The sequence below is a fragment of the Pseudoalteromonas amylolytica genome (assembly GCF_001854605.1).
GTDB lineage: Bacteria > Pseudomonadota > Gammaproteobacteria > Enterobacterales > Alteromonadaceae > Pseudoalteromonas > Pseudoalteromonas amylolytica.
Map to the genome: position 1 here is coordinate 14,670 of NZ_MKJU01000003.1, position 21,842 is coordinate 36,511.

General features: G+C 44.0%; 15 protein-coding genes and 1 tRNA gene. 4 read left to right on the forward strand and 12 right to left on the reverse strand.

Annotated elements, in window-relative coordinates; all coding sequences use genetic code 11:
- Nucleotides 1-11: 11 nt before the first annotated feature.
- The 12 genes from BET10_RS00120 to deoC form a co-directional block, all read right to left on the reverse strand.
- A complete protein-coding gene (locus tag BET10_RS00120) occupies nt 12-1,835 on the reverse strand; it encodes a hypothetical protein (RefSeq protein ID WP_070982795.1) in 1,824 nt (607 codons plus the stop codon).
- A gap of 458 nt (nt 1,836-2,293) precedes the next feature.
- Nucleotides 2,294-6,475 carry a DNA-directed RNA polymerase subunit beta' gene (gene rpoC, locus BET10_RS00125; protein ID WP_070982796.1) on the reverse strand — a complete coding sequence of 1,394 codons (4,182 nt, stop codon included), beginning with the start codon at nt 6,473-6,475 and terminating at the stop codon, nt 2,294-2,296.
- A 116-nt stretch (nt 6,476-6,591) separates the two neighbouring features.
- Nucleotides 6,592-10,617 (reverse strand): DNA-directed RNA polymerase subunit beta, encoded by a 4,026-nt coding sequence (gene rpoB / locus BET10_RS00130; RefSeq protein ID WP_070982797.1) that lies wholly within the window; start codon nt 10,615-10,617, stop codon nt 6,592-6,594.
- A gap of 267 nt (nt 10,618-10,884) precedes the next feature.
- Nucleotides 10,885-11,247 (reverse strand): 50S ribosomal protein L7/L12, encoded by a 363-nt coding sequence (rplL, locus tag BET10_RS00135; protein ID WP_070982798.1) that lies wholly within the window; start codon nt 11,245-11,247, stop codon nt 10,885-10,887.
- A 71-nt stretch (nt 11,248-11,318) separates the two neighbouring features.
- Nucleotides 11,319-11,813, reverse strand: coding sequence for a 50S ribosomal protein L10 (gene rplJ / locus BET10_RS00140; protein ID WP_070982799.1), 495 nt, complete (start codon nt 11,811-11,813; stop codon nt 11,319-11,321).
- Between the two features lie 335 nt (nt 11,814-12,148).
- On the reverse strand, nt 12,149-12,850 hold the full coding sequence (gene rplA / locus BET10_RS00145; protein WP_070982800.1) for a 50S ribosomal protein L1: 702 nt from the start codon (nt 12,848-12,850) through the stop codon (nt 12,149-12,151).
- A 5-nt stretch (nt 12,851-12,855) separates the two neighbouring features.
- Nucleotides 12,856-13,284 carry a 50S ribosomal protein L11 gene (rplK, locus tag BET10_RS00150; protein WP_070982801.1) on the reverse strand — a complete coding sequence of 143 codons (429 nt, stop codon included), beginning with the start codon at nt 13,282-13,284 and terminating at the stop codon, nt 12,856-12,858.
- Between the two features lie 174 nt (nt 13,285-13,458).
- Nucleotides 13,459-14,016 (reverse strand): transcription termination/antitermination protein NusG, encoded by a 558-nt coding sequence (gene nusG / locus BET10_RS00155; RefSeq protein WP_070982802.1) that lies wholly within the window; start codon nt 14,014-14,016, stop codon nt 13,459-13,461.
- A 4-nt stretch (nt 14,017-14,020) separates the two neighbouring features.
- On the reverse strand, nt 14,021-14,398 hold the full coding sequence (secE, locus tag BET10_RS00160; RefSeq protein WP_070982803.1) for a preprotein translocase subunit SecE: 378 nt from the start codon (nt 14,396-14,398) through the stop codon (nt 14,021-14,023).
- A 130-nt stretch (nt 14,399-14,528) separates the two neighbouring features.
- Nucleotides 14,529-14,605: transfer RNA gene (locus BET10_RS00165), tRNA-Trp, on the reverse strand.
- A 123-nt stretch (nt 14,606-14,728) separates the two neighbouring features.
- Nucleotides 14,729-15,244 carry a hypothetical protein gene (locus BET10_RS00170; RefSeq protein ID WP_070982804.1) on the reverse strand — a complete coding sequence of 172 codons (516 nt, stop codon included), beginning with the start codon at nt 15,242-15,244 and terminating at the stop codon, nt 14,729-14,731.
- The gene (deoC, locus tag BET10_RS00175) at nt 15,216-15,965 is read right to left on the reverse strand and encodes a deoxyribose-phosphate aldolase (protein ID WP_070982805.1); all 750 of its coding nucleotides are present in this window, start codon (nt 15,963-15,965) and stop codon (nt 15,216-15,218) included. The genes BET10_RS00170 and deoC overlap by 29 nt, the downstream gene beginning before the upstream one ends.
- Nucleotides 15,966-16,299: 334 nt before the next feature.
- Here deoC and cysG point away from each other — a divergent pair, with 334 nt between their 5' ends.
- Genes cysG through BET10_RS00195 form a run of 4 tightly spaced genes read left to right on the forward strand, consistent with a single transcriptional unit; the run spans nt 16,300 to nt 21,838 of the window.
- A complete protein-coding gene (gene cysG / locus BET10_RS00180; protein WP_070982813.1) occupies nt 16,300-17,721 on the forward strand; it encodes a siroheme synthase CysG in 1,422 nt (473 codons plus the stop codon).
- 44 nt (nt 17,722-17,765) lie between these two features.
- On the forward strand, nt 17,766-18,665 hold the full coding sequence (cysD, locus tag BET10_RS00185) for a sulfate adenylyltransferase subunit CysD (RefSeq protein WP_070982806.1): 900 nt from the start codon (nt 17,766-17,768) through the stop codon (nt 18,663-18,665).
- Entirely contained in the window at nt 18,665-20,080 is a 1,416-nt protein-coding gene (gene cysN / locus BET10_RS00190; protein WP_070982807.1) for a sulfate adenylyltransferase subunit CysN, read from the forward strand. Before cysD ends, cysN begins: the two co-directional genes overlap by 1 nt.
- A gap of 33 nt (nt 20,081-20,113) precedes the next feature.
- Nucleotides 20,114-21,838 carry an SLC13 family permease gene (locus tag BET10_RS00195; protein WP_070982808.1) on the forward strand — a complete coding sequence of 575 codons (1,725 nt, stop codon included), beginning with the start codon at nt 20,114-20,116 and terminating at the stop codon, nt 21,836-21,838.
- The last annotated feature ends 4 nt before the right edge of the window (nt 21,839-21,842 follow it).

Below are 21,842 nucleotides of genomic sequence, written 5' to 3' on the forward strand. Positions count from 1 at the left end.
TTTAATAGAACTTATATTTGCTCGAGGGTTGCAGTTAACACCTGACGGCTTACGATTCCTTGCCCATCAGTAATTTTAACTACCATGTTGATTTGCTGATTATTCTCAGAACATCCATGAAATGCCGACTGCCTGATTTTTAACTGCAAGTTATTCAACGGGGAATTGATCCCTACAGCGTTAGGCAGTAGTGAATTTGTCGACGTACTGAGTCCATCTATTGAAGGAAACAGCTCGGACAAATTGGATGACATTCTTGGGAGCCAGAACATTCCGTTATAATCAAAATATTCCACCTCAATTAGTAGCTCATCACTGTTCATTTCTGGTAAGTCAAACAACTGCCAATTGATGGTAAGAATGCGGTCTTCGTCAAACTGTCTAACGTTCGCAATCGCCTGACTTCTCATTGCTAACGTTTCAAGTTTTAAGATGATTTCCTCTATCTGCAGCATGAGTTCCTCTGAATAGTCGAGGTTAAGCATAATATCGAGGAGCCTGTTAGCTTCAATTGCTAACTCAAAACTTTCGTTTTGTATTCGAGTCATCTCAGGGCTAATTTTGTTAAACTCTTTACACAGCAGGATAGGTTTACCAGCAAGTGTTTCTAGCGTTACAAGGCCTTGATTATTAGTTACATCAGCCATTTGCGACAAGTTAGCAAGGGTTTGTTGTCCCGATGAGTTCTTAGCAAGATAAGCAACATTAATTGCCGTGGCCAAGCGCTCAAGATTGACGTCAGTTCGTTCAGCACGATAGTCAGATAATTTATTGCTGACAAAGCCCGCTAAATCAGGGAATCTGAGTTGCTGTGGAGGCACTAACTGGTAGTCTCCATCGTATACATAGCTCAGTGCTGAAGCCTCATTTGCCAACGCCACCAATGATTGCTCAAAGTAAGACAGACGATGATCGAAGTTCGGATAAAAAGGCGTCCCTTGCGGTGCTGTAATTTCATTGAAACATACACCTTGAGCACACCGCGCTACTGCAGTATTAATATATTCATCAAGTACTGCAGACTTATTAATCATGATGTCTTGTAAGTCAGTTGGTAAATTTTGAACCAGTGACACGTAGGTGGTCATACGGCGGTTTAAATGTCTGACTCGACTGTTAGCGATGGTTTCCAAGCTGTATCGTTTTAACAGCTCCCACAATCGTACTTGTGATGATAAGTTATTGCTAAGTTCGTCTTTTAAGTCTTGTTTTTCGGCCGCATTGAAGTGAGAAAACTGATCTATATCAGACATCATTTGCGCAAATGTTTCATTGAGCCTATCTTCAAGTTCAACACCTAACGAGTAGCGTCGATAAACAGCTGCATATCTGAGTGCCGTTGACTCTCGTTCAAGTCGGCCTAACAGGTCGAGCCTGAAGTTTTGTTTGCGCAGCTCGTCGCTCGCTGGCGTGAAACCAAAATTTCCAGGACTGTTAATATAATCTTGATACAACTCGTAATGTAGCGACGCCTGAAACACATTCAACTGTGTATGTAACGGCGTGTAAGACAGTAAATCAGTTACGTGGAACCACGTCTGACCACCTTCTTGTTGATAACCCTGTGCGGTTTGGCGCATATCTGCAACCACACCACATGGTAAAGAGAGTTCCTTGAAACAAGCAGGTTGTGTTGTAGGAGTGGCTGCTGCACATACATCACTACAACTACTCAGATTGTATTCTGAGTAACAGATCTGTGGTTGAAAGTGTCTGACCTGAAATTTGGTAGGGCAATTACCACTAGAGGCCAAAGCTGAGGCTGTACCACATGTGTTTACCAGTAAAAAGGCAACACAAAGCCCAGCATGCTTATTCGAAATAGCACGTATCATTTTAAATTCCTTTTATCGGTTTAAACCCACTTGTACTTCCTATTTCTCAAGAGGGTTGTCTAAATTATGTACCCATATTAGAGCGTAATGTTAATGAGATCAATGAGTTTTTAAAAAAAATAGGTACAAGTGAATAAGTTATTATAAAAGCTTTTTTATCATGGAGTTACGTATGAAAACATGCATTTTTGGAGCGCTAGGTTGCGTATTACTTGGGGTAAAAGATTCTGCTTAAAGAAATAAATATCAAAAATTTATAGTAGCTTCTTACGCTAATTTAGAAATATAGAGCAGTTTTAGAACAATAGACGAGAAAATTTGTGACACGAGTGAGTAAATGCTCTGAATTTTGACTTACTCTATAAATTTTCCTTCGGTTGAAACCCGTTAGGTAAAATTTAAATACAAAAAAGCCGCCTAAACAGGCGGCTTTTTCAATCATGTTACTTGATGAAACCTTATTCGTTTCCACCTAGTAAATCAGCGTTTAGTGCATCAGTAAGTGCTTGAGTTGCTTCTTCAGCGCTTACCGTTTGCTCTTCAACAGCCATCTCAGCTTGCTTACGACGGTTGATGCGATCTTGGTGATACGCAAAACCTGTACCCGCTGGGATCAGACGACCTACAATTACGTTTTCTTTCAGACCACGTAACTCATCGCTCTTACCATTTACAGCAGCTTCCGTAAGAACACGTGTTGTCTCTTGGAACGATGCAGCTGAAATGAACGACTCAGTCGCAAGTGAAGCTTTAGTAATACCCATCAGCTGAATTTCATACTTCGCTGGGATCTTACCTTGCTTTTCAAGTTCACGGTTCGCGATGTTTACGCGCGCCACTTCTACTTGCTCACCAGCTAGGAACTCTGTGTCACCACCATCTAGGATGATACACTTACGTAGCATCTGACGAATGATAGTTTCAATGTGCTTGTCGTTAATCTTTACACCCTGTAGACGATATACTTCTTGTACTTCGTTTACGATGTAGTTAGATACATCTGTCACACCACGTAGACGCAAGATGTCATGTGGAGACTCAGGACCATCGGCGATAACTTCACCTTTAGAAACCTGCTCACCTTCAAACACGTTAAGCTGACGCCATTTCGGGATCATCTCTTCGTATGCATCACCCTGCTCTGGTGTGATCACAAGACGCTTCTTACCTTTGGTCTCTTTACCGAAGCTGATAGTACCTGTGATCTCAGCAAGAATTGCTGGATCTTTTGGCTTACGCGCTTCAAATAGGTCCGCTACGCGCGGTAGACCACCGGTGATGTCACGTGTCTTCGAGCCTTCTTGAGGAATACGTGCTAGTACCTTACCAGGTGCCGCCGTTGTACCGTCAGAAATTTCGATAGTGGTGAACGATGGTAAGCGAATTTCTTGTAAACCGCGCTCTTCGTTTTCTACGATTAGCTTAGGTTCTTTCGCGTTAACCTTAGACAAGTCTTTAACAACCACACGGGTTAGACCTGTTAGTTCATCCGTCTGAGCTTCAGTGTTGCTATCATCGATGTCAGAGAAGCTGATCTTTGACTCATGCTCGATGATAATTGGGTGACTGTGTGGGTCCCAAGTTGCAACAATGTCATTACCTTTAACTTCCGCACCATCTTGAACCGTTAATACCGCACCGTAAGGTACTTTATAACGCTCTTTCTCACGACCGTGCTCGTCAATGATAGTAATTTCTGTTGAACGTGAAGTAATAACGATCTTGCCATCTGTGTTCAATACGTATTTCGCATTGTGCAGTTTCAAGCTACCGTTAGTCTTAACCTGTACGCTGTTCTCAGCAGATGCTCTTGATGCCGCACCACCGATGTGGAACGTACGCATCGTAAGCTGTGTACCTGGCTCACCGATTGACTGTGCCGCGATAACACCTACAGATTCACCTGCATTGATCAAGTGACCACGTGCTAGGTCACGACCGTAACACTTAGCACATACGCCGAAGTCGTTATCACAGGTGATAACTGAACGTACGCGTACTTCGTCCACAGAGTGCTCTTCTAATAGGTCACACAGTTTTTCGTCAAGCATGATGTTACGCTCAACCAATACTTCATTAGTACCTGGCTTAACCACATCTTCTGCAACTACACGACCTAGTACACGCTCACGTAGTGGCTCAACAACGTCACCACCTTCAATCAGCGGCTTCATAGTTAGACCGTCTAATGTGCCACAATCGTCATCATTAATAACTAAGTCTTGTGCCACGTCTACAAGACGACGTGTCAAGTAACCCGAGTTCGCTGTCTTAAGTGCCGTATCGGCAAGACCCTTACGCGCACCGTGGGTTGAGATAAAGTACTGTAGTACGTTTAGACCTTCACGGAAGTTCGCCGTGATTGGCGTCTCGATGATTGAACCATCTGGACGTGCCATTAGACCACGCATACCAGCTAGCTGACGGATCTGAGCGGCACTACCACGAGCACCTGAGTCGGCCATCATAAACACTGAGTTAAATGACGGTTGCTCTTCTTCTTCACCTTGCGCGTTGATAACAGTGTCTTTTGACAAGTTCGCCATCATCTCACGCGATAAGTTTTCGTTAACACGTGACCAGATATCGATAACTTTGTTGTATTTCTCACCCGCAGTTACAAGACCTGATTGGAACTGTTGGTTAATTTCATTTACTTCTGCTTCTGCATTTTCAATGATTTCGGCTTTGATTGGTGGGATAACCATATCATTAATACCGATAGAAACACCTGACTTCATCGCGTAGTGGAAACCGGTGTACATTACTTGGTCGGCAAATACCACAGTATCTTTCAGACCTAGACGACGGTAACACTCGTTTAGAAGACCAGAAATCTGCTTCTTACCTAGCGCTTTGTTAATAAGCTCAAACGGTAAGCCCTCTGGTAAAACAAGAGATAGAATCGCACGACCAACGGTTGTATCGATGATTTCTGTTACATCGGTACGTTCGCCAGTTACTTCGTCAATACGCGCTTCTGTAATACGTACTTTTACGCGAGCGTGAAGCTCTGCTGTGCCAGTACGGTATGCTTTTTCAGCTTCTTTTGGATCTTTAAATACAATACCTTCGCCTTTGGCGTTGATGCGATCACGCGTCATGTAGTAAAGACCCAGTACAACGTCCTGTGAAGGTACGATGATTGGCTCACCGTTCGCTGGAGATAGGATGTTGTTAGTCGACATCATCAGCGCACGGGCTTCAAGCTGTGCTTCAATTGTTAACGGTACGTGTACCGCCATTTGGTCACCGTCGAAGTCAGCGTTATACGCCGCACACACTAGTGGGTGTAGGTGAATCGCTTTACCTTCGATAAGTACCGGTTCAAATGCTTGGATACCAAGACGGTGAAGTGTCGGTGCACGGTTCAGAAGAACTGGGTGCTCACGAATTACTTCATCTAGTACGTCCCAAACCTCTGGTACTTCACGCTCAACCATCTTCTTCGCAGCTTTGATGGTTGTCGCCATACCACGGCGCTCTAGCTTACCGTAGATAAATGGCTTGAATAGCTCAAGTGCCATCTTCTTAGGAAGACCACACTGGTGAAGCTTAAGTGTAGGACCAACAGTGATTACAGAACGGCCTGAGTAGTCAACACGCTTACCAAGAAGGTTTTGACGGAAACGACCTTGCTTACCTTTGATCATGTCTGCAAGCGACTTAAGTGGACGCTTGTTAGAACCTGTGATCGCACGGCCACGACGACCGTTATCAAGTAGCGCATCTACCGCTTCTTGTAACATACGTTTTTCGTTACGTACGATGATGTCTGGTGCAGCTAAATCTAAAAGACGCTTCAAACGGTTGTTACGGTTGATAACACGACGATATAGGTCGTTCAAATCAGATGTCGCAAAACGACCGCCATCTAGTGGTACTAGAGGACGTAAATCTGGTGGAAGAACCGGAAGCACACTCATGATCATCCACTCAGGGTTATTACCTGATTGGTGGAATGATTCCATAAGCTTAAGACGCTTAGTGATTTTTTTACGCTTAGTCTCAGAGTTGATTGTTGGTAACTCTTCACGCATTTCTGCGATTAATTGACCAAGGTCTAGTTCGCGTAGCAAATCAAGTACAGCTTCTGCACCCATTTTCGCTTCGAATTCATCACCGTGCTCTTCAAGTGCATCTAGGTACTCTTCTTCACCTAATAACTGGCCACGCTCAAGCGTCGTCATACCAGGCTCAGTTACCACGAATGATTCAAAGTAAAGTACACGTTCAATATCACGCAATGTCATATCAAGCATTAAGCCGATACGCGACGGTAATGATTTTAAGAACCAGATATGCGCCACTGGGCTTGCAAGTTCAATGTGACCCATACGGTCACGACGCACTTTAGTTAACGTTACTTCAACGCCACATTTTTCACAGATCACACCACGGTGTTTTAAGCGCTTATATTTACCACATAAACACTCATAATCTTTCACTGGGCCGAAAATACGGGCACAGAATAAGCCGTCACGCTCAGGCTTGAAAGTACGGTAGTTGATTGTCTCAGGTTTCTTTACCTCACCGTAAGACCATGAACGCACCATGTCTGGTGAAGCAAGACCAATGCGAATTGCATCAAATTCTTCGGTCTTATTTTGTTGCTTCAGAAACTTAAGTAAGTCTTTCACCTTAGCTCTCCTGTCGGAGGTTAATCTTGAGGGCAAGCAAAGCTCACCCCTTCATTCTTTCAGTCCGGCTACCCACTGGGAGGGTAACTGCCGCAGCTCAGGCTGCGGCGGTCGGATTAATTTTCTTCCAACTCGATGTTGATACCCAGTGAGCGGATCTCTTTGAGCAGTACGTTGAATGACTCAGGCATACCCGGTTCCATCTTGTGGTTACCGTCAACGATGTTCTTATACATCTTAGTACGACCATTTACGTCATCCGACTTAACTGTCAACATTTCCTGTAGTGTATAGGCAGCACCGTATGCTTCTAATGCCCATACCTCCATCTCACCGAAACGCTGTCCACCGAACTGTGCTTTACCACCCAGCGGCTGCTGAGTAACTAAGCTGTAAGAACCTGTTGAACGCGCGTGCATCTTGTCATCAACCAAGTGGTTAAGTTTCAACATGTACATGTAACCAACAGTTACTTGACGTTCAAACGCATCACCAGTACGGCCATCGTAAAGTGTTACCTGACCGCTTGATGGATAACCACCTAGCTCAAGTAGCTCTTTGATTTCGCTTTCTTTAGCGCCGTCAAATGCTGGCGTTGCAATTGGTAAACCGCCTTTTAGGTTTTCAGCTAAGCGACGAACTTCATCATCAGAGAAGCTATCAATATCAACTTTCTGACGACAGTCACCCACTTCATACGCCTTCTTAATGAAGTCACGTAATTCAGCAAGTTCACGCTGTTCTTTCATCATCTCTTCGATGCGCTCACCGATACCGCGTGCCGCTAGACCCATGTGAGTTTCAAGGATCTGACCGATGTTCATACGCGATGGTACACCTAGTGGGTTCAATACGATGTCTACGGTACGACCTTTTTCATCGTATGGCATGTCTTCAACTGGCACGATTGTAGAGATTACACCCTTGTTACCGTGACGACCCGCCATCTTATCACCAGGCTGGATACGACGTTTAACCGCTAGGTAAACTTTAACGATCTTCAATACACCCGGTGCTAAGTCATCACCTTGAGTGATCTTGCGACGTTTGTTTTCGAACTTCTTATCGTATTCAGCTTTAAGCTCATCGTACTGTGCAGCTAATTGCTCAAGCTCTGATTGCTGCTGTTCATCTGCAAGACTTTGCGTAAGCAACTTGTCAGCTGAAAGGCCATCGATACGGCTTTCATCGAAACCAGCTTTAACAAGTAGATTACGTGCACGAGTTAACACACCACCTTCAAGGATCTTGAACTCTTCGTTGAAGTCTTTCTTCGCTTCACGAAGCTGCATGTCTTCAACTTCAAGGGCACGTTTATCTTTTTCAACACCGTCACGGGTGAATACTTGTACGTCGATAACCGTACCAGTTACAGAGTTTGGAACACGTAGTGAGCTGTCTTTAACATCTGACGCTTTTTCACCAAAGATAGCACGTAGTAGCTTCTCTTCAGGAGTCAGTTGCGTTTCACCTTTAGGCGTTACTTTACCGACTAGGATATCGCCGCCTTTTACTTCAGCACCGATATAAACAACACCTGATTCATCAAGCTTGCCAAGCGCAGATTCACCCACATTTGGAATATCCGCAGTGATCTCTTCTGGACCTAACTTAGTATCACGCGCAATACACTGTAGCTCTTGAATATGGATAGTCGTTAGACGATCTTCTTCAACTACGCGCTCAGATAGCAAGATCGAGTCTTCGAAGTTGTAACCATTCCAAGGCATGAATGCCACACGTAAGTTTTGACCCAGTGCTAAGTCACCTAAATCTGTAGATGGACCATCAGCAAGTACATCACCACGTACTACCGGCTCACCAACCATACAAGTTGGCTTTTGGTTGATACAGGTGTTTTGGTTTGAACGTGTGTACTTAGTTAGGTTGTAAATGTCGATACCCGCTTCACCTGGAATACGCTCGTCTTCATTTACGTTAACTACGATACGGCTTGCATCGGCATACTTAACCACACCGCCACGTTTAGCAACGATGGTTACACCTGAGTCTTTTGCAAGCGTCAGCTCAATACCAGTGCCTACTAGCGGCTTATCTGCTTTCAACGTCGGAACTGCCTGACGTTGCATGTTCGATCCCATCAATGCACGGTTCGCATCATCGTGCTCAAGGAATGGGATAAGCGCCGCTGCCACAGAGATAACCTGCTGTGGAGATACGTCCATATATTGAATGTCAGAACGACCCATGAATGTCGATTCACCTTTGTGACGACATGGGATCTGCTCATCAATAAATTCATTGTTTTCGTCTAAGTTTGAGTTTGCCTGTGCAATTACAAACTGACCTTCTTCGATAGCTGATAGGTAATCAACTTCGTCTGTTACTACACCGTCCGCAACTTTACGGTATGGCGTCTCTAAGAAACCATAGTCGTTAGTACGCGCATACGTAGATAATGAGTTGATCAGACCGATGTTTGGACCTTCAGGCGTTTCGATTGGACATACGCGACCATAGTGCGTTACGTGTACGTCACGTACTTCGAAGCCTGCACGCTCACGTGTCAAACCACCCGGACCTAACGCAGAAATACGACGTTTGTGCGTTACTTCAGATAGCGGGTTGTTTTGGTCCATGAACTGAGACAGCTGTGAAGAGCCAAAGAACTCTTTTACTGCCGCTGAAATAGGCTTAGCGTTGATTAAATCTTGCGGCATTACTGCATCAAGATCACCAAGGCTTAGGCGTTCACGTACTGCACGTTCAACACGTACTAAACCAACACGGAACTGGTTTTCTGCCATTTCACCAACAGAACGAATACGACGGTTACCTAAGTGGTCGATATCGTCAACTTCGCCTTTACCGTTACGGATGTCGATCAATACGCGCATAACCGAAACGATGTCTTCTTTGCTTAATGTGCCTGGGCCTGTATCCGTGTCATAACCTACACGGCTGTTGAACTTCATACGACCAACAGTTGACAAGTCATAACGCTCTTCAGAGAAGAACAAGTTGTCAAATAGCGCTTCTGCCGCTTCTTTTGTTGGTGGCTCACCTGGGCGCATCATACGGTAGATTTCTACCAATGCTTCTAAACGGTTGCTTGTCGAGTCGATACGGACTGTATCTGACATGTAAGCACCACTATCAACGTCGTTGATATAAAGTGTTGCGATGCGAGTGTGGCCAGCTTTTACCAGCTCAGCCATTAGCTCAAGCGATAACTCATCGTTAGCAGTGGCAATCACTTCGCCAGTTGACTCGTCGATGTAGTCCTTCGCAACAACACGACCAATGATATATTCGTGCGGTACTTCTAATTGACTAATTTCTTTCTTTTCTAGTGTTTTGATGTGGCGCGCGGTAATACGACGACCAGATTCAATCACTACTTCGCCGTCAGCATCTTTAATATCAAATGCAGCTGTTTCACCGCGTAGACGTGATGGTACAAGCTCCATTAACACTTTACCGTTAGCGACTTCGAACGTTGTTGTTTCGAAGAACAAGCCTAAGATCTCTTCTGTAGAGAACTCAAGTGCACGTAAAATGATTGATGCAGGTAGTTTACGACGGCGGTCAATACGAACGTAAAGATTATCTTTTACGTCGAATTCAAAATCTAACCATGAACCACGGTAAGGAATAACGCGAGCGTTATACAGCACTTTACCAGACGAGTGCGACTTACCACGGTCGTTATCAAAGAATACACCTGGTGAACGGTGTAGCTGAGAAACGATAACACGCTCTGTTCCATTGATAACAAAAGTACCGGTGTCAGTCATGAGCGGAATTTCGCCCATGTATACTTCTTGCTCTTTAATGTCTTTAACTGTGCCTGGTGCATCTTTATCCATTAACACAAGACGTAATTTAACGCGAAGTGGAGCAGAATAAGTCACACCGCGAATTTGACATTCTTTTACATCGAATACTGGCTCACCAATACGATAACTTACGTATTGTAGCTCAGAATTTCCCGAGTAGCTTTTGATCGGAAACACAGAACGGAAAGCAGCTTCCAAACCGTGGTCGCCATCAGCGTCCGGATTCAAGAATTTTTTGAACGATTCCAACTGCGTCGACAGTAAGAAAGGTATGTCCAAAACTTGTGGACGTTTACCAAAATCCTTACGGATACGTTTCTTTTCAGAATAAGAGTAAGCCATGGGGTTCCTCAGCTTGCTGATCTTTGACCCAACCTGTTCTTGTAAGAACAGACTTAACTGGCATTCAAGCCATGATAACAACATCTAATTGTTGTACTAAATGCCATTGCTATTATCAAAAACATGTAAGTTATTGAAAATACCATTGAAATTTAGAATTTTATTGCGCGATAGAAAGCCTTCTCGCTATAGCGCAAAAGGGCCGGTGATTAAATAATCACCAGCCCTTGCCTGATTTCTCAGGCAGCGAACCTAGCGTAAGCTAGATTACTTGATCTCAACTTCAGCACCAGCTTCTTCAAGATCTTTCTTAAGTGCTTCAGCTTCTTCCTTAGATACACCTTCTTTGATAGGTGCAGGAGCAGACTCTACTAGAGCCTTAGCTTCTTTAAGGCCTAGACCTGTAGCGCCACGTACCGCTTTGATTGCAGCAACTTTGTTACCGCCAGCAGCAGCTAGGATTACGTCGAACTCAGTCTTTTCTTCAGCAGCTTCAGCAGGACCCGCAGCAACAACAGCAGCAGCTGCAGTTACACCGAATTTTTCTTCCATTGCTTCTACTAGTTCAACAACTTCCATTACTGACATTTCAGCAATAGCGTCAAGGATTTGGTCTTTAGTTACAGACATTGCAAATTTCCTAATTATTTACGAACCCATGTGGTTCAAAAAAATTTATTAAAGAAAGGAGCGGGCTTAAATTAAGCAGCTTGCTCAGCTTTCTGTACACGTACTGCTTCAATTGTTTTACACAATTTGCCAGCAGACGCTTCTTTCATAGCGCTCATTAAGCGTGCAACAGCTTCGTCGTAAGTAGGTAGCTTAGCAAGCATATCTACGTCTACAACTTTACCTTCGAATGCAGCAGTTTTAAGCTCGAATGCTTCGTTCTTTTTCGCGAAATCTGAGAAGATACGCGCAGCAGCACCAGGGTGCTCTGAAGAGAAAGCGATAAGGCTTGGACCAACTAATGATTCGTTAAGGCATTCGTAATCAGTGCCTTCAACAGCACGTTTAGCTAGCGTGTTACGAACAACTTTCATCCATACACCAGCTTCACGAGCTTCTTTACGAAGAGCAGTGATTGCACCTACTGTTACACCACGAGAATCAGCAATAACTGCTGAAAGAGCACCTTTGGCAGCTTCGTTGACTTCAGCAACAATTGCTTTTTTGTCTTGAAGATTTAAAGCCATGGGTGTTACTCCTGGTTTATAGAAAAACAAAGATTTGTTTTTCAGTTCTACTCTACCCTGCTAAAAATTTAGCAGAGATGCTTTTTACGGCGAGAGCCAGAAGATTAGGAAAAATCTAGCTGGGATTCACACCGTCTACGTAGGACGATTAAGGCCAAGGCCCCCTACGGTCTTGGACGGAAGCGCAATTTATCGCGTTACTAAAAAGTGTTGCGAAATTATGCGCTTCAACCCGAATTCTTTGTTTGTTGAATATATTCAAATGAATTTATCAACAAAATGGCGCAAGATTATAGTTCAAAAATTACGCCATGTAAATGCTAAACTCTAATAAATTATACTTGCGTATTTAGAGTAGCTTGGTCAACAGCAACACCTGCGCCCATAGTTGTTGAGATGCTTACTTTCTTCAAGTAAGTACCTTTTGCTTGAGAAGGCTTAGCTTTCTTAAGCGCAACAAGTAGAGATTCAAGGTTTTGTTGTAACTGTTCAGCAGAGAAATCCACTTTACCGATAGTAGTGTGGATAATACCGTTTTTATCGTTACGGTAGCGAACCTGACCAGCTTTAGCATTTTTAACTGCTTCTGCAACGTTAGGTGTTACAGTACCAGTTTTAGGGTTTGGCATTAAACCACGTGGACCTAGGATTTGACCTAGTTGACCTACAACGCGCATTGCATCTGGAGAAGCAACAACAACGTCAAAGTTCATTTCGCCTTTTTTAACTAGTTCAGCAAGGTCTTCCATACCAACTAAATCAGCACCAGCTTCTTTAGCAGCATCAGCGTTAGCGCCTTGAGTGAACACAGCTACGCGAACGTCACGACCAGTACCGTGTGGTAGTACAGTTGCACCACGTACGTTTTGGTCTGATTTACGTGCATCGATACCAAGGTTAACAGCAACGTCAACACTTTCAACGAATTTAGCTGTTGCTAATTCTTTAAGTAATGCAACTGCTTCATTGATTTCGTAATCTTTAGTAGCATCCACTTTTTCGCGGATAGTACGCATACGTTTAGTAAGTTTAGCCATTTCTATTAACCCTCTACGTTCAAGCCCATTGCACGTGCAGAACCTGCAATCGTGCGAACCGCAGCTTCCATGTCAGCTGCTGTTAAATCTGGACGTTTAGTCTCAACGATCTCTTCAAGTTGAGCACGTGTAACAGTACCCACTTTCTCAGTGTTAGGACGACCAGAACCAGACTTGATGCCTGCAGCCTTCTTAAGAAGGTAAGATGCAGGTGGAGTCTTCATATCGAACGTGAAAGAACGATCGTTATATACAGAAATTACTACAGGAACCGGTGCGCCTTTCTCAATAGACTCTGTACGTGCGTTGAACGCTTTACAGAATTCCATGATGTTTACACCGTGTTGACCTAGTGCAGGACCTACTGGAGGACTTGGATTAGCCATACCAGCAGCAACTTGTAGCTTGATTAGAGCTTCAACTTTTTTAGCCATGATAATACCTCATTAGGTGGGTCTTAGCCTTGTGCGCGCGAGGACGCGTACTCAAACGGCTTCCCAATTAAAAAAAACTTTTTGATATTATTAAGATTTAGTGTCTTAACATACAAAAAGGCCGCTGATTATAAGTTAACCAGCGACCTTTTTCAATAGCCAGCGAAGGAAAGATTATTTATCTTTTTCCACTTGGCCGAATTCTAGATCAACAGGTGTTGAACGACCGAAGATAAGTACAGATACTTTCAGACGACTCTTCTCGTAATCAACCTCTTCCACCACACCGTTAAAGTCTGCAAATGGACCATCGGTAACACGAACCACTTCACCTGGCTCAAACAATGTTGCAGGTTTCGGTGCCTCAGCATTTTCTTGCAGACGATTTAGAATACGGTCTGCTTCTTTTTTGCTGATAGGTGCCGGTCTATCTGACGTACCACCAACAAAGCCCATTACACGTGGCGTACTGTTGACTAAGTGCCACGACGCATCGTTCATAACCATTTCAACAAGCACATAACCTGGGAAGAATTTACGCTCAGACTTACGCTTTTGGCCTGCACGCATTTCAACAACTTCTTCTGTCGGTACTAGCACTTCGCCAAAATACTCTTCCAAACCTTCAATTTTAATATGCTCAATGATGGTTTGTGCTACGCGCTTTTCAAAACCTGAAAACGCCTGAATTACGTACCAACGTAATTTCTTTTCTTTGTTCTCATCCGACATGGGATCAGATCTCCAATCCAGTTAAAAAGCCAACAACTCGGAATAAAATGCCGTCCAATCCCCAAAGGATCAACGCCATTACTACTGTCGCAGCCATTACGATAAATGTAGTATGAGTCGTTTCTTGACGCGTAGGCCAAACAACTTTACGTACTTCAATGCGAGACTCTTTTGCAAAAGCAATAAAAGTACGCCCTTTCTCAGTAGTAACTGCAACACCCAAACCTGCAGCTACCGCCGCAACCACACCTACCGCACGTACCAATACAGACATATCTGCATAAAGATAGTTGCCAACTACCGCACCCATTAGTAGCGTGATTGCAATTAGCCATTTTACCATGTCCATCGAGCTTGACGGGTTTTCAACATTAGTGCTCATAATCAATTTTACCTTAAATACAGACACAACAACCCTGCATATAACAGGGTAAATCCATTAAATCCAAATGTACAAATAAGCGCTCATGACTGAAAACACATTATTTTAGATTTGGACTCATGTTATGAATTGGCAGGGGCGGCAGGACTCGAACCCGCAACCATCGGTTTTGGAGACCGCTGTTCTACCAATTGGAACTACGCCCCTGCAAAGTGGATGCCCATTATACTTACGAACAATTTGAAAACAAGAGTAAAAGATGTGCAAACACAAATATTCCATTCAACCACGGTTCATACAACTGTTTAGATGGGTTTGCCAGTGACAAAATCAAGTGTCTAATCGGATTAAATCGGGGTTATAAAAGTCTGTCAGCAACCAGATCTGTTCAAAAGCATGGTTGCTTGGGTAATCCAAGTGGCCAACAACAGCAACAAAATCACAATGGTGCCACAATGTGCTCGCATTACGTATCAGTAACCAAGTACGCTCAGAATGATAACGCTTGTAGGCTTTTTGTTTTAATAAGCGGCCCAATGCAAATCGTAACCGCTGCTCTGTAGGGGCCTGAGCCATAGCGGCTAACTCGCGTTGAGTTTCAAGGGATAATGGCCTACCAAGGACTGCCATCGCTTCTTTTTCGCTGCCATAAAGATGTGCAACTTCAATATCTAGGCGCTCACCATCTTGGTAACAGCTGATATCTGGCATATTTGGCTCGTTGTGCCAAATATGCCGCATTGGGGTACCATATTGTTGTTCATAACAACGTAGAAACAGCTTAGCTGCGTCATGTTCCAACTTTAGCTTTTCTAAATCACTTTCCCGAAGTAGAGATTGTTTCATGTATATCCGCTAATAAGCTTGAGGCACCAAAACGGAAATGCTCCGCATTTACCCACTGGACACCCATAATTTCTTCGGCTAGACGTAGATATTCAGCGGCCTGTGCGACTGTTTTAACACCACCGGCGGCTTTAAAGCTTACATCCTTACCTGAGCGCTTTATATACTCAAGTATAGTGCGTGTTGCATCTAATGTGGCATTTACACTCACTTTTCCTGTACTGGTTTTAATAAAATCAGCCCCAGCGAGCATCGCGACTTCACAGGCTTGATTGATCAACGCCTCTGTTTCTAACACTCCACTCTCTATGATAACTTTTAGCTTTGCCCTATCTTTACATATCGTTTTGCTGGAGTTGACATATTGCCAAGGTGTATCTGGATCGCCCGCGATAAGTTGCTGATAAGGCAATACTAAGTCGATTTCGTCTGCGCCGTCTGCCAGCGCTTGCTCTGTTTGTGCCAGCACCGCCTTGAGTGGTTGTTTACCATCAGCGAAGTTAGTCACCGTTGCCACTTTCACTTCCAGCAAGTTACGCTTAGCGAGTAAACGCTTGGCCAACGCCACGAATTGCGGGTAAACGCATACCGCAGCAGGTACACCAAATTCGGGATTGATACTTTCAATTAGTGCAGCAATAGCATGTTCGTCATCGCTATCATTCAATGAGGTTAAGTCCATTAAGCTTAATGCCATTGTCGCATCTTCATGCAATGCCATAATTCGATTCCAGTGAGTTCAACATTTCTGGCTTAGTAAAAAGCATCCTCAGCAAACACCACAGGACATATGTCCGCAAAAACTAAGCCGCTTAACAATGTCATGCTGAATAACTCATAACCAAACACTATAAGCAGTCTGACACAGAAAGAATTAACGTGCAAAGTGTTGTAAATAAAGGCTTAAGCCATTTTCAAAGGTTGCATATAACTTGTAGTTATATAAACTAGGTTTTAATTATTTTTTACTCTGTTGGGAGCACTATATTCTGCTTCCGTATTCACCACTTTGAGCGCATCGTGGTTATGTTATTTATATGCTTGTGGAGCAGACTGTGCAGTATTTACCTATATTCACCAAACTTGATAATAAGCCGGTACTCGTCGTCGGTGGCGGTGATGTAGCACTCAGGAAGTGCCGTGCGTTGGTAAAGGCACGTGCTGAAGTCACTTTGGTTGCGCCCAACTTCTGTGACGAGCTTCACGAGCACGCAGCTCAAGGTGAAGTCACACTTGTAAGCGAGCATTTCGATGCAACCCATTTAGATGGAAAAATGCTCGTCATCGCAGCCACAGACAACGACTCAGTGAACAATACGGTCTTTGAACTCGCAAATGCGCGCAATATCTTCGTCAATGTTGTGGATGATCAGCCTAAGTGCACCTTCATTTTCCCTTCTATTGTAGATAGAGATCCTATAACCATTGCTATTTCCAGTGCAGGTACGGCTCCGGTACTCGCTCGCCGATTAAGAGAAAAGTTAGAGACCTTGATCCCACAGCATATTGGTCCTTTGGCTAGACTCGTTGGTGATTTTCGTGCCCAAGTTAAAAAACGATATAAACATTTTGCTGACAGACGTCAATTTTGGGAGCGTGTCTTCGACTCAAGCGTGGTCAGTAAAGTGCAAACAGGAAATACCGAAGCTGCCGTCGAGCAACTACATGGTATGCTTAATGCAGCACCAACTCCTGAGGGTGAAGTCTACGTTGTTGGTGCAGGTCCAGGTGATCCCGAATTGCTTACTTTAAAAGCACTACAACTGATGCAACAGGCTGATGTTGTGGTTTACGACTATCTAGTTTCTGACGAAATTATGGAGTTAGTTCGCCGAGATGCTGATTTAATCTGTGTAGGTAAACGCCTTGGTAACCATAGTGTTAAGCAAGAGGATACTAACCAGATGCTGGTTGATTTGGCAAAGCAAGGCAAAAAAGTGTGTCGTATAAAGGGCGGCGATCCATTTATATACGGCCGCGGAGGCGAAGAGGTGCAGGTGTTGGCAGAAAACCGAGTGAAGTACCAGATAGTGCCTGGCATAACCGCAGCGGCGGGTTGTAGTGCCTATGCCGGTATTCCATTGACGCACCGAGATCATGCTCAAGCAATTCAATTTGTTACCGGTCATTGTAAGAAGGACGGACAAGAGCTAGATTGGTCATCACTTGCGAAGCCTAATCAGACTTTAGCGATTTATATGGGTGTTATTAAATCCCCTCATATTCAGGCACAACTGCTCAAATATGGTCGAGATGGTAAAACACCCGTTGCAATTATTGAAAATGGTACCCGCAAAGAACAAAGGGTAGTAAGAACGCAATTGAACCAATTAGCTGCTGAAATAGAAGCGCATAAAATTGTATCGCCAGCGTTACTTATTATTGGCGAAGTTGCCGCTTTACATGAGCAACTTGCTTGGTTTGGCAAAACAGCACAAGTAAGCAGCTTCGCTCAGCCACTTACCGGTGTGGCATAAAAACAATTTATTTTATATTTAATTTTTGATTTAGGACGACGACCATGGCTTTAACACACCTTCAGCAACTTGAAGCTGAGAGTATAAAGATTATTCGCGAAGTCGCCGCGGAGTTTGAAAACCCAGTCATGCTTTACTCTATTGGTAAAGACTCTTCGGTACTTCTTCACTTAGCTCGAAAAGCTTTCTTTCCTGCTAAGATCCCATTTCCACTATTGCATGTTGATACTGACTGGAAATTTCGCGAGATGATCGAGTTTCGTGACCGTATCGCCAAAGAATATGGTTTTGATCTGTTGGTACACAAGAACCCGGAAGGCATTGCTATGGGCATTGGGCCTTTTACCCATGGTTCTGCAAAGCATACCGACGTTATGAAAACACAGGGCCTAAAACAAGCCCTCGACAAATATGGGTTTGATGCTGCATTTGGCGGTGCTCGTCGAGACGAAGAGAAATCTCGTGCAAAAGAGCGTGTTTACTCATTCCGTGATAAGCATCACCGCTGGGATCCTAAGAACCAACGACCAGAGTTATGGAATACTTATAACAGCCAAGTAAATCCAGGTGAAAGTATTCGTGTTTTCCCATTGTCTAACTGGACTGAGCTGGATATCTGGCAATATATCTATCAAGAAAATATTGAAATGGTTCCTCTGTACCTCGCCAAAGAAAGGCCTGTGGTAGAGCGCGACGGTACATTGATCATGGTTGATGATGATCGTATGCCACTTGAAGAGGGCGAAGTGCCACAAATGAAATCGGTGCGTTTTCGTACCTTGGGCTGCTACCCGCTAACAGGCGCGGTGGAGTCGACGGCCAGTACATTAACCGAGATTATCGAAGAAATGTTGTTATCAACATCATCAGAGCGAGAAGGTCGTGTCATTGATCATGATTCTGCAGGCTCAATGGAGAAGAAAAAACGTGAGGGGTACTTCTAATGTCGACTGCCAATGAAGTAAAAGAATTAGGTATTGAAGCTTATCTTGCTCGCCAGCAAGACAAGAGCCTGCTACGTATGATGACTTGCGGCAGTGTAGATGATGGAAAGTCAACGTTGATTGGCCGCTTACTGCACGATAGCCACCAAATTTATGAAGATCAGCTTGCTGCGCTACACAAAGACAATGAAAAAGTTGGTAATGCCGGTGAAGAGCTAGACTTAGCATTACTTGTGGATGGCCTGCAAGCAGAGCGTGAGCAAGGGATCACCATTGATGTAGCTTATCGATATTTTTCAACAGCTAAGCGTAAATTCATTATCGCAGACACGCCTGGACATGAACAATATACTCGTAATATGGTAACGGGTGCATCTACCAGTGACTTGGCTATCATCCTAGTTGATGCTCGCTATGGTGTTCAGATCCAAACCAAACGCCACAGCTTTATCTGTGATTCACTTGGTATTAAACAATTTGTGGTCGCTGTAAACAAAATGGACATCTGTAACTTTGATGAAGCCGTTTTTAACCGTATCAAAGAACAGTATCTTGAGTTTGCAAAGCAGCTAAATGTTACGGACATAAAGTTCGTGCCAATGTCTGCGCTCAAAGGTGACAATGTGGTAACACGCTCACAACATACGCCTTATTATAAAGATAAACCATTGTTAGAGCTGCTAGAAGATTCTCCAGCTGCACTGGCAAATACAGACTTTGAAGCGCGTTTCCCTGTGCAATATGTTGTACGTCCAAACCTAGATTTCCGTGGCTTTCAGGGCACGCTCACATCAGGTTCGTTAGAAGTTGGCCAAGCGGTGAAGATACTTCCTTCAGGTAAACGTTCTAGCATCAAAGAACTGGTGACTTTCGATGGTAACTTAGAGCGAGCTCAAACAGGTCAAGCGTTTACTATCACACTGAATGACGAAGTTGACGTAAGCCGCGGCGATGTAATTGTACCGGCTGAGTCTGACGCTGAGGTGACCAACTTAGTTCAAGCAAAGCTAGTTTGGATGCATGAATCACCCTTGGTGATCGGTAAAAGCTATAACTTCAAACTTGGCAGCAAAAATACCTCTGCCATCGTGAAGTACATCGATCACACAATCGATGTAAATACGTTGGAAAAAGGCCAAGCAGACACCTTACAATTGAACGAAATTGCCATCGTGACGCTTGAACTAACAGAAAGTATTTTGGCCGATGTTTATCGTAACAACCGCGAAACAGGCGCATTTATCTTAATCGACCGCCTAAGTAACTTGACGGTTGGCGCTGGCATGGTTGAAAACCTGTTAGCGGCACAAAATGCATCACATTCACAGTTTAGTGAGTTTGAAATTGAACTTAATGCTTTGGTACGCAAGCACTTCCCGCACTGGCAAGCGCTTGACATCAGTAAACTTAAGTAATGGCCTAACACCTGTTAATAGGAGCATCTCTCAGTGCATGAGCAAATCATTTTAACAGGTATCATGTTAGTACTAGTCGGTTGCCTTTTCGGCAGCCGACTGAATCCTGCATGGCTATTTGTTGGGGCCATAAGTATCAGCTACCTGTCAGGCTTAATTGAGCTTGAGGAAATGCTTGTTAACTACGCAAATCCCTCTTTAATAACCCTTATCTTGCTGATTTTGGTATCCATTGCGATAGAAAAAACCACATTGGTGCAAACCTTGGCACGATCGCTGGCAAAAGGTAGTTTGTCTTGTTCAGTAATGAAGTTGGGCTTATCGACAGCATTTTTATCTTCGTTTACCAACAATACGGCCGTTGTGGCATCACTCATCTCTGCAATAAAAGATAGCCCCACTCACTCGCCTTCAAAGCTGCTACTGCCACTGTCTTATACCGCTATTCTCGGGGGAACATTAACTCTAATTGGCACCTCAACCAACCTCATCGTCAATGGCTTTGCCGTCGACGCGGGCATGGCGCCATTAGGCTTTTTTGATTTCACCTTAGTGGGTTTAGGAGCACTGTTGGCAGGTTTACTTACAATTATGGTGCTACTTAAGTACCTTCCCGACAATGGTAAGAATGATCAGGAAGTCGTGCCATTTTATCTCGAAGGTAAAGTGCAGCCAGGTTCAAAGTTGATTGGTCGCACCGTTGAAGAAAATGGCCTACGCGACCTAAAAGATTTATTCCTCGCTGAAATTATTCATGGCGATCGCCGTATTATTGCGGTGACACCACAACAGGTAATTCAACAAGGTGATGTTTTGCTATTTGTTGGAGATATCAAGTCAGTGCCACTTTTAGCGCAATTTGACGGCCTAAAAATCGTTCATGACAAACATGAAAAAGATGTAGAACATTTGGTCGAAGTGGTGATGAGCCAATCATCTAAGTTTATCGGAAAGACGGTCAAAGAAATCCGCTTCCGTGAGCAGTTTCATGCCGCAGTGATTGCAATTCGCCGTGGTCATGACCGCCTGCAAGGTGGCCTAGGTCAGATTCGATTACAAGCTGGTGACTCTCTTATTCTTGCCCCTGGCAGTCAGTTTTATGAATTACCCGATCTTAAGCGCGAGTTTGTTTATATTTCGGGGTTGGACTTACAAACTCATCTGAAATCGAAGCAATCCAACTTTGTGCTCGGTGCGTTTACCGCCGTACTAGCATTGAGCATATTCGATATAGTCCCGCTTGTTAAAGGCCTAATGGTACTTATAGTCGGCCTTATTTTAATGGGCACCATTAAAATAAATGAATTGAAACGACGCTTTCCACTTGAACTGGTTGCTATCGTCGGCAGTGCTATTGGACTTGCAAAGCTAATGATCAATACCGGCTTGGCCGGCCAAATCTCCAGTGCTTTGTTCTTCTTGCTAGGTGACTTTGGTCCTTATGGCGCCTTCATCGCCATATTCGTAATGACCGTGGTATTTACCGAGTTGATCACCAACAATGCAGCCGCAGCCCTCTCTTTCCCTGTTGCGTATGCCTTAGCAGTTGGCTTTGGCGTCAACCCGTTACCTTTTGTTATGGCAGTGGCTTTTGGTGCATCAGCAAGTTTTATCTCGCCATTTGGCTATCAAACCAACCTAATGGTGTACAGCGCAGGCAACTATCGGATCAAAGACTATGTCACGATGGGGTTACCCCTCTCCCTTATTTATTCGGTGACCGTTTTAACCTTAATACCTTTAGTGTTCCCATTTTAATAGG

What these genes read in the sequence shown, in the direction of transcription:
- BET10_RS00120 (WP_070982795.1), bottom strand. Translation starts at nt 1,835, where the DNA reads ATGATACGTGCTATTTCGAATAAGCATGCTGGGCTTTGTGTTGCCTTT.
- rpoB (WP_070982797.1), bottom strand. Translation starts at nt 10,617, where the DNA reads ATGGCTTACTCTTATTCTGAAAAGAAACGTATCCGTAAGGATTTTGGT.
- rplL (WP_070982798.1), bottom strand. Translation starts at nt 11,247, where the DNA reads ATGTCTGTAACTAAAGACCAAATCCTTGACGCTATTGCTGAAATGTCA.
- rplJ (WP_070982799.1), bottom strand. Translation starts at nt 11,813, where the DNA reads ATGGCTTTAAATCTTCAAGACAAAAAAGCAATTGTTGCTGAAGTCAAC.
- rplA (WP_070982800.1), bottom strand. Translation starts at nt 12,850, where the DNA reads ATGGCTAAACTTACTAAACGTATGCGTACTATCCGCGAAAAAGTGGAT.
- rplK (WP_070982801.1), bottom strand. Translation starts at nt 13,284, where the DNA reads ATGGCTAAAAAAGTTGAAGCTCTAATCAAGCTACAAGTTGCTGCTGGT.
- nusG (WP_070982802.1), bottom strand. Translation starts at nt 14,016, where the DNA reads ATGTCGGATGAGAACAAAGAAAAGAAATTACGTTGGTACGTAATTCAG.
- secE (WP_070982803.1), bottom strand. Translation starts at nt 14,398, where the DNA reads ATGAGCACTAATGTTGAAAACCCGTCAAGCTCGATGGACATGGTAAAA.
- BET10_RS00170 (WP_070982804.1), bottom strand. Translation starts at nt 15,244, where the DNA reads ATGAAACAATCTCTACTTCGGGAAAGTGATTTAGAAAAGCTAAAGTTG.
- deoC (WP_070982805.1), bottom strand. Translation starts at nt 15,965, where the DNA reads ATGGCATTGCATGAAGATGCGACAATGGCATTAAGCTTAATGGACTTA.
- cysD (WP_070982806.1), top strand. Translation starts at nt 17,766, where the DNA reads ATGGCTTTAACACACCTTCAGCAACTTGAAGCTGAGAGTATAAAGATT.
- cysN (WP_070982807.1), top strand. Translation starts at nt 18,665, where the DNA reads ATGTCGACTGCCAATGAAGTAAAAGAATTAGGTATTGAAGCTTATCTT.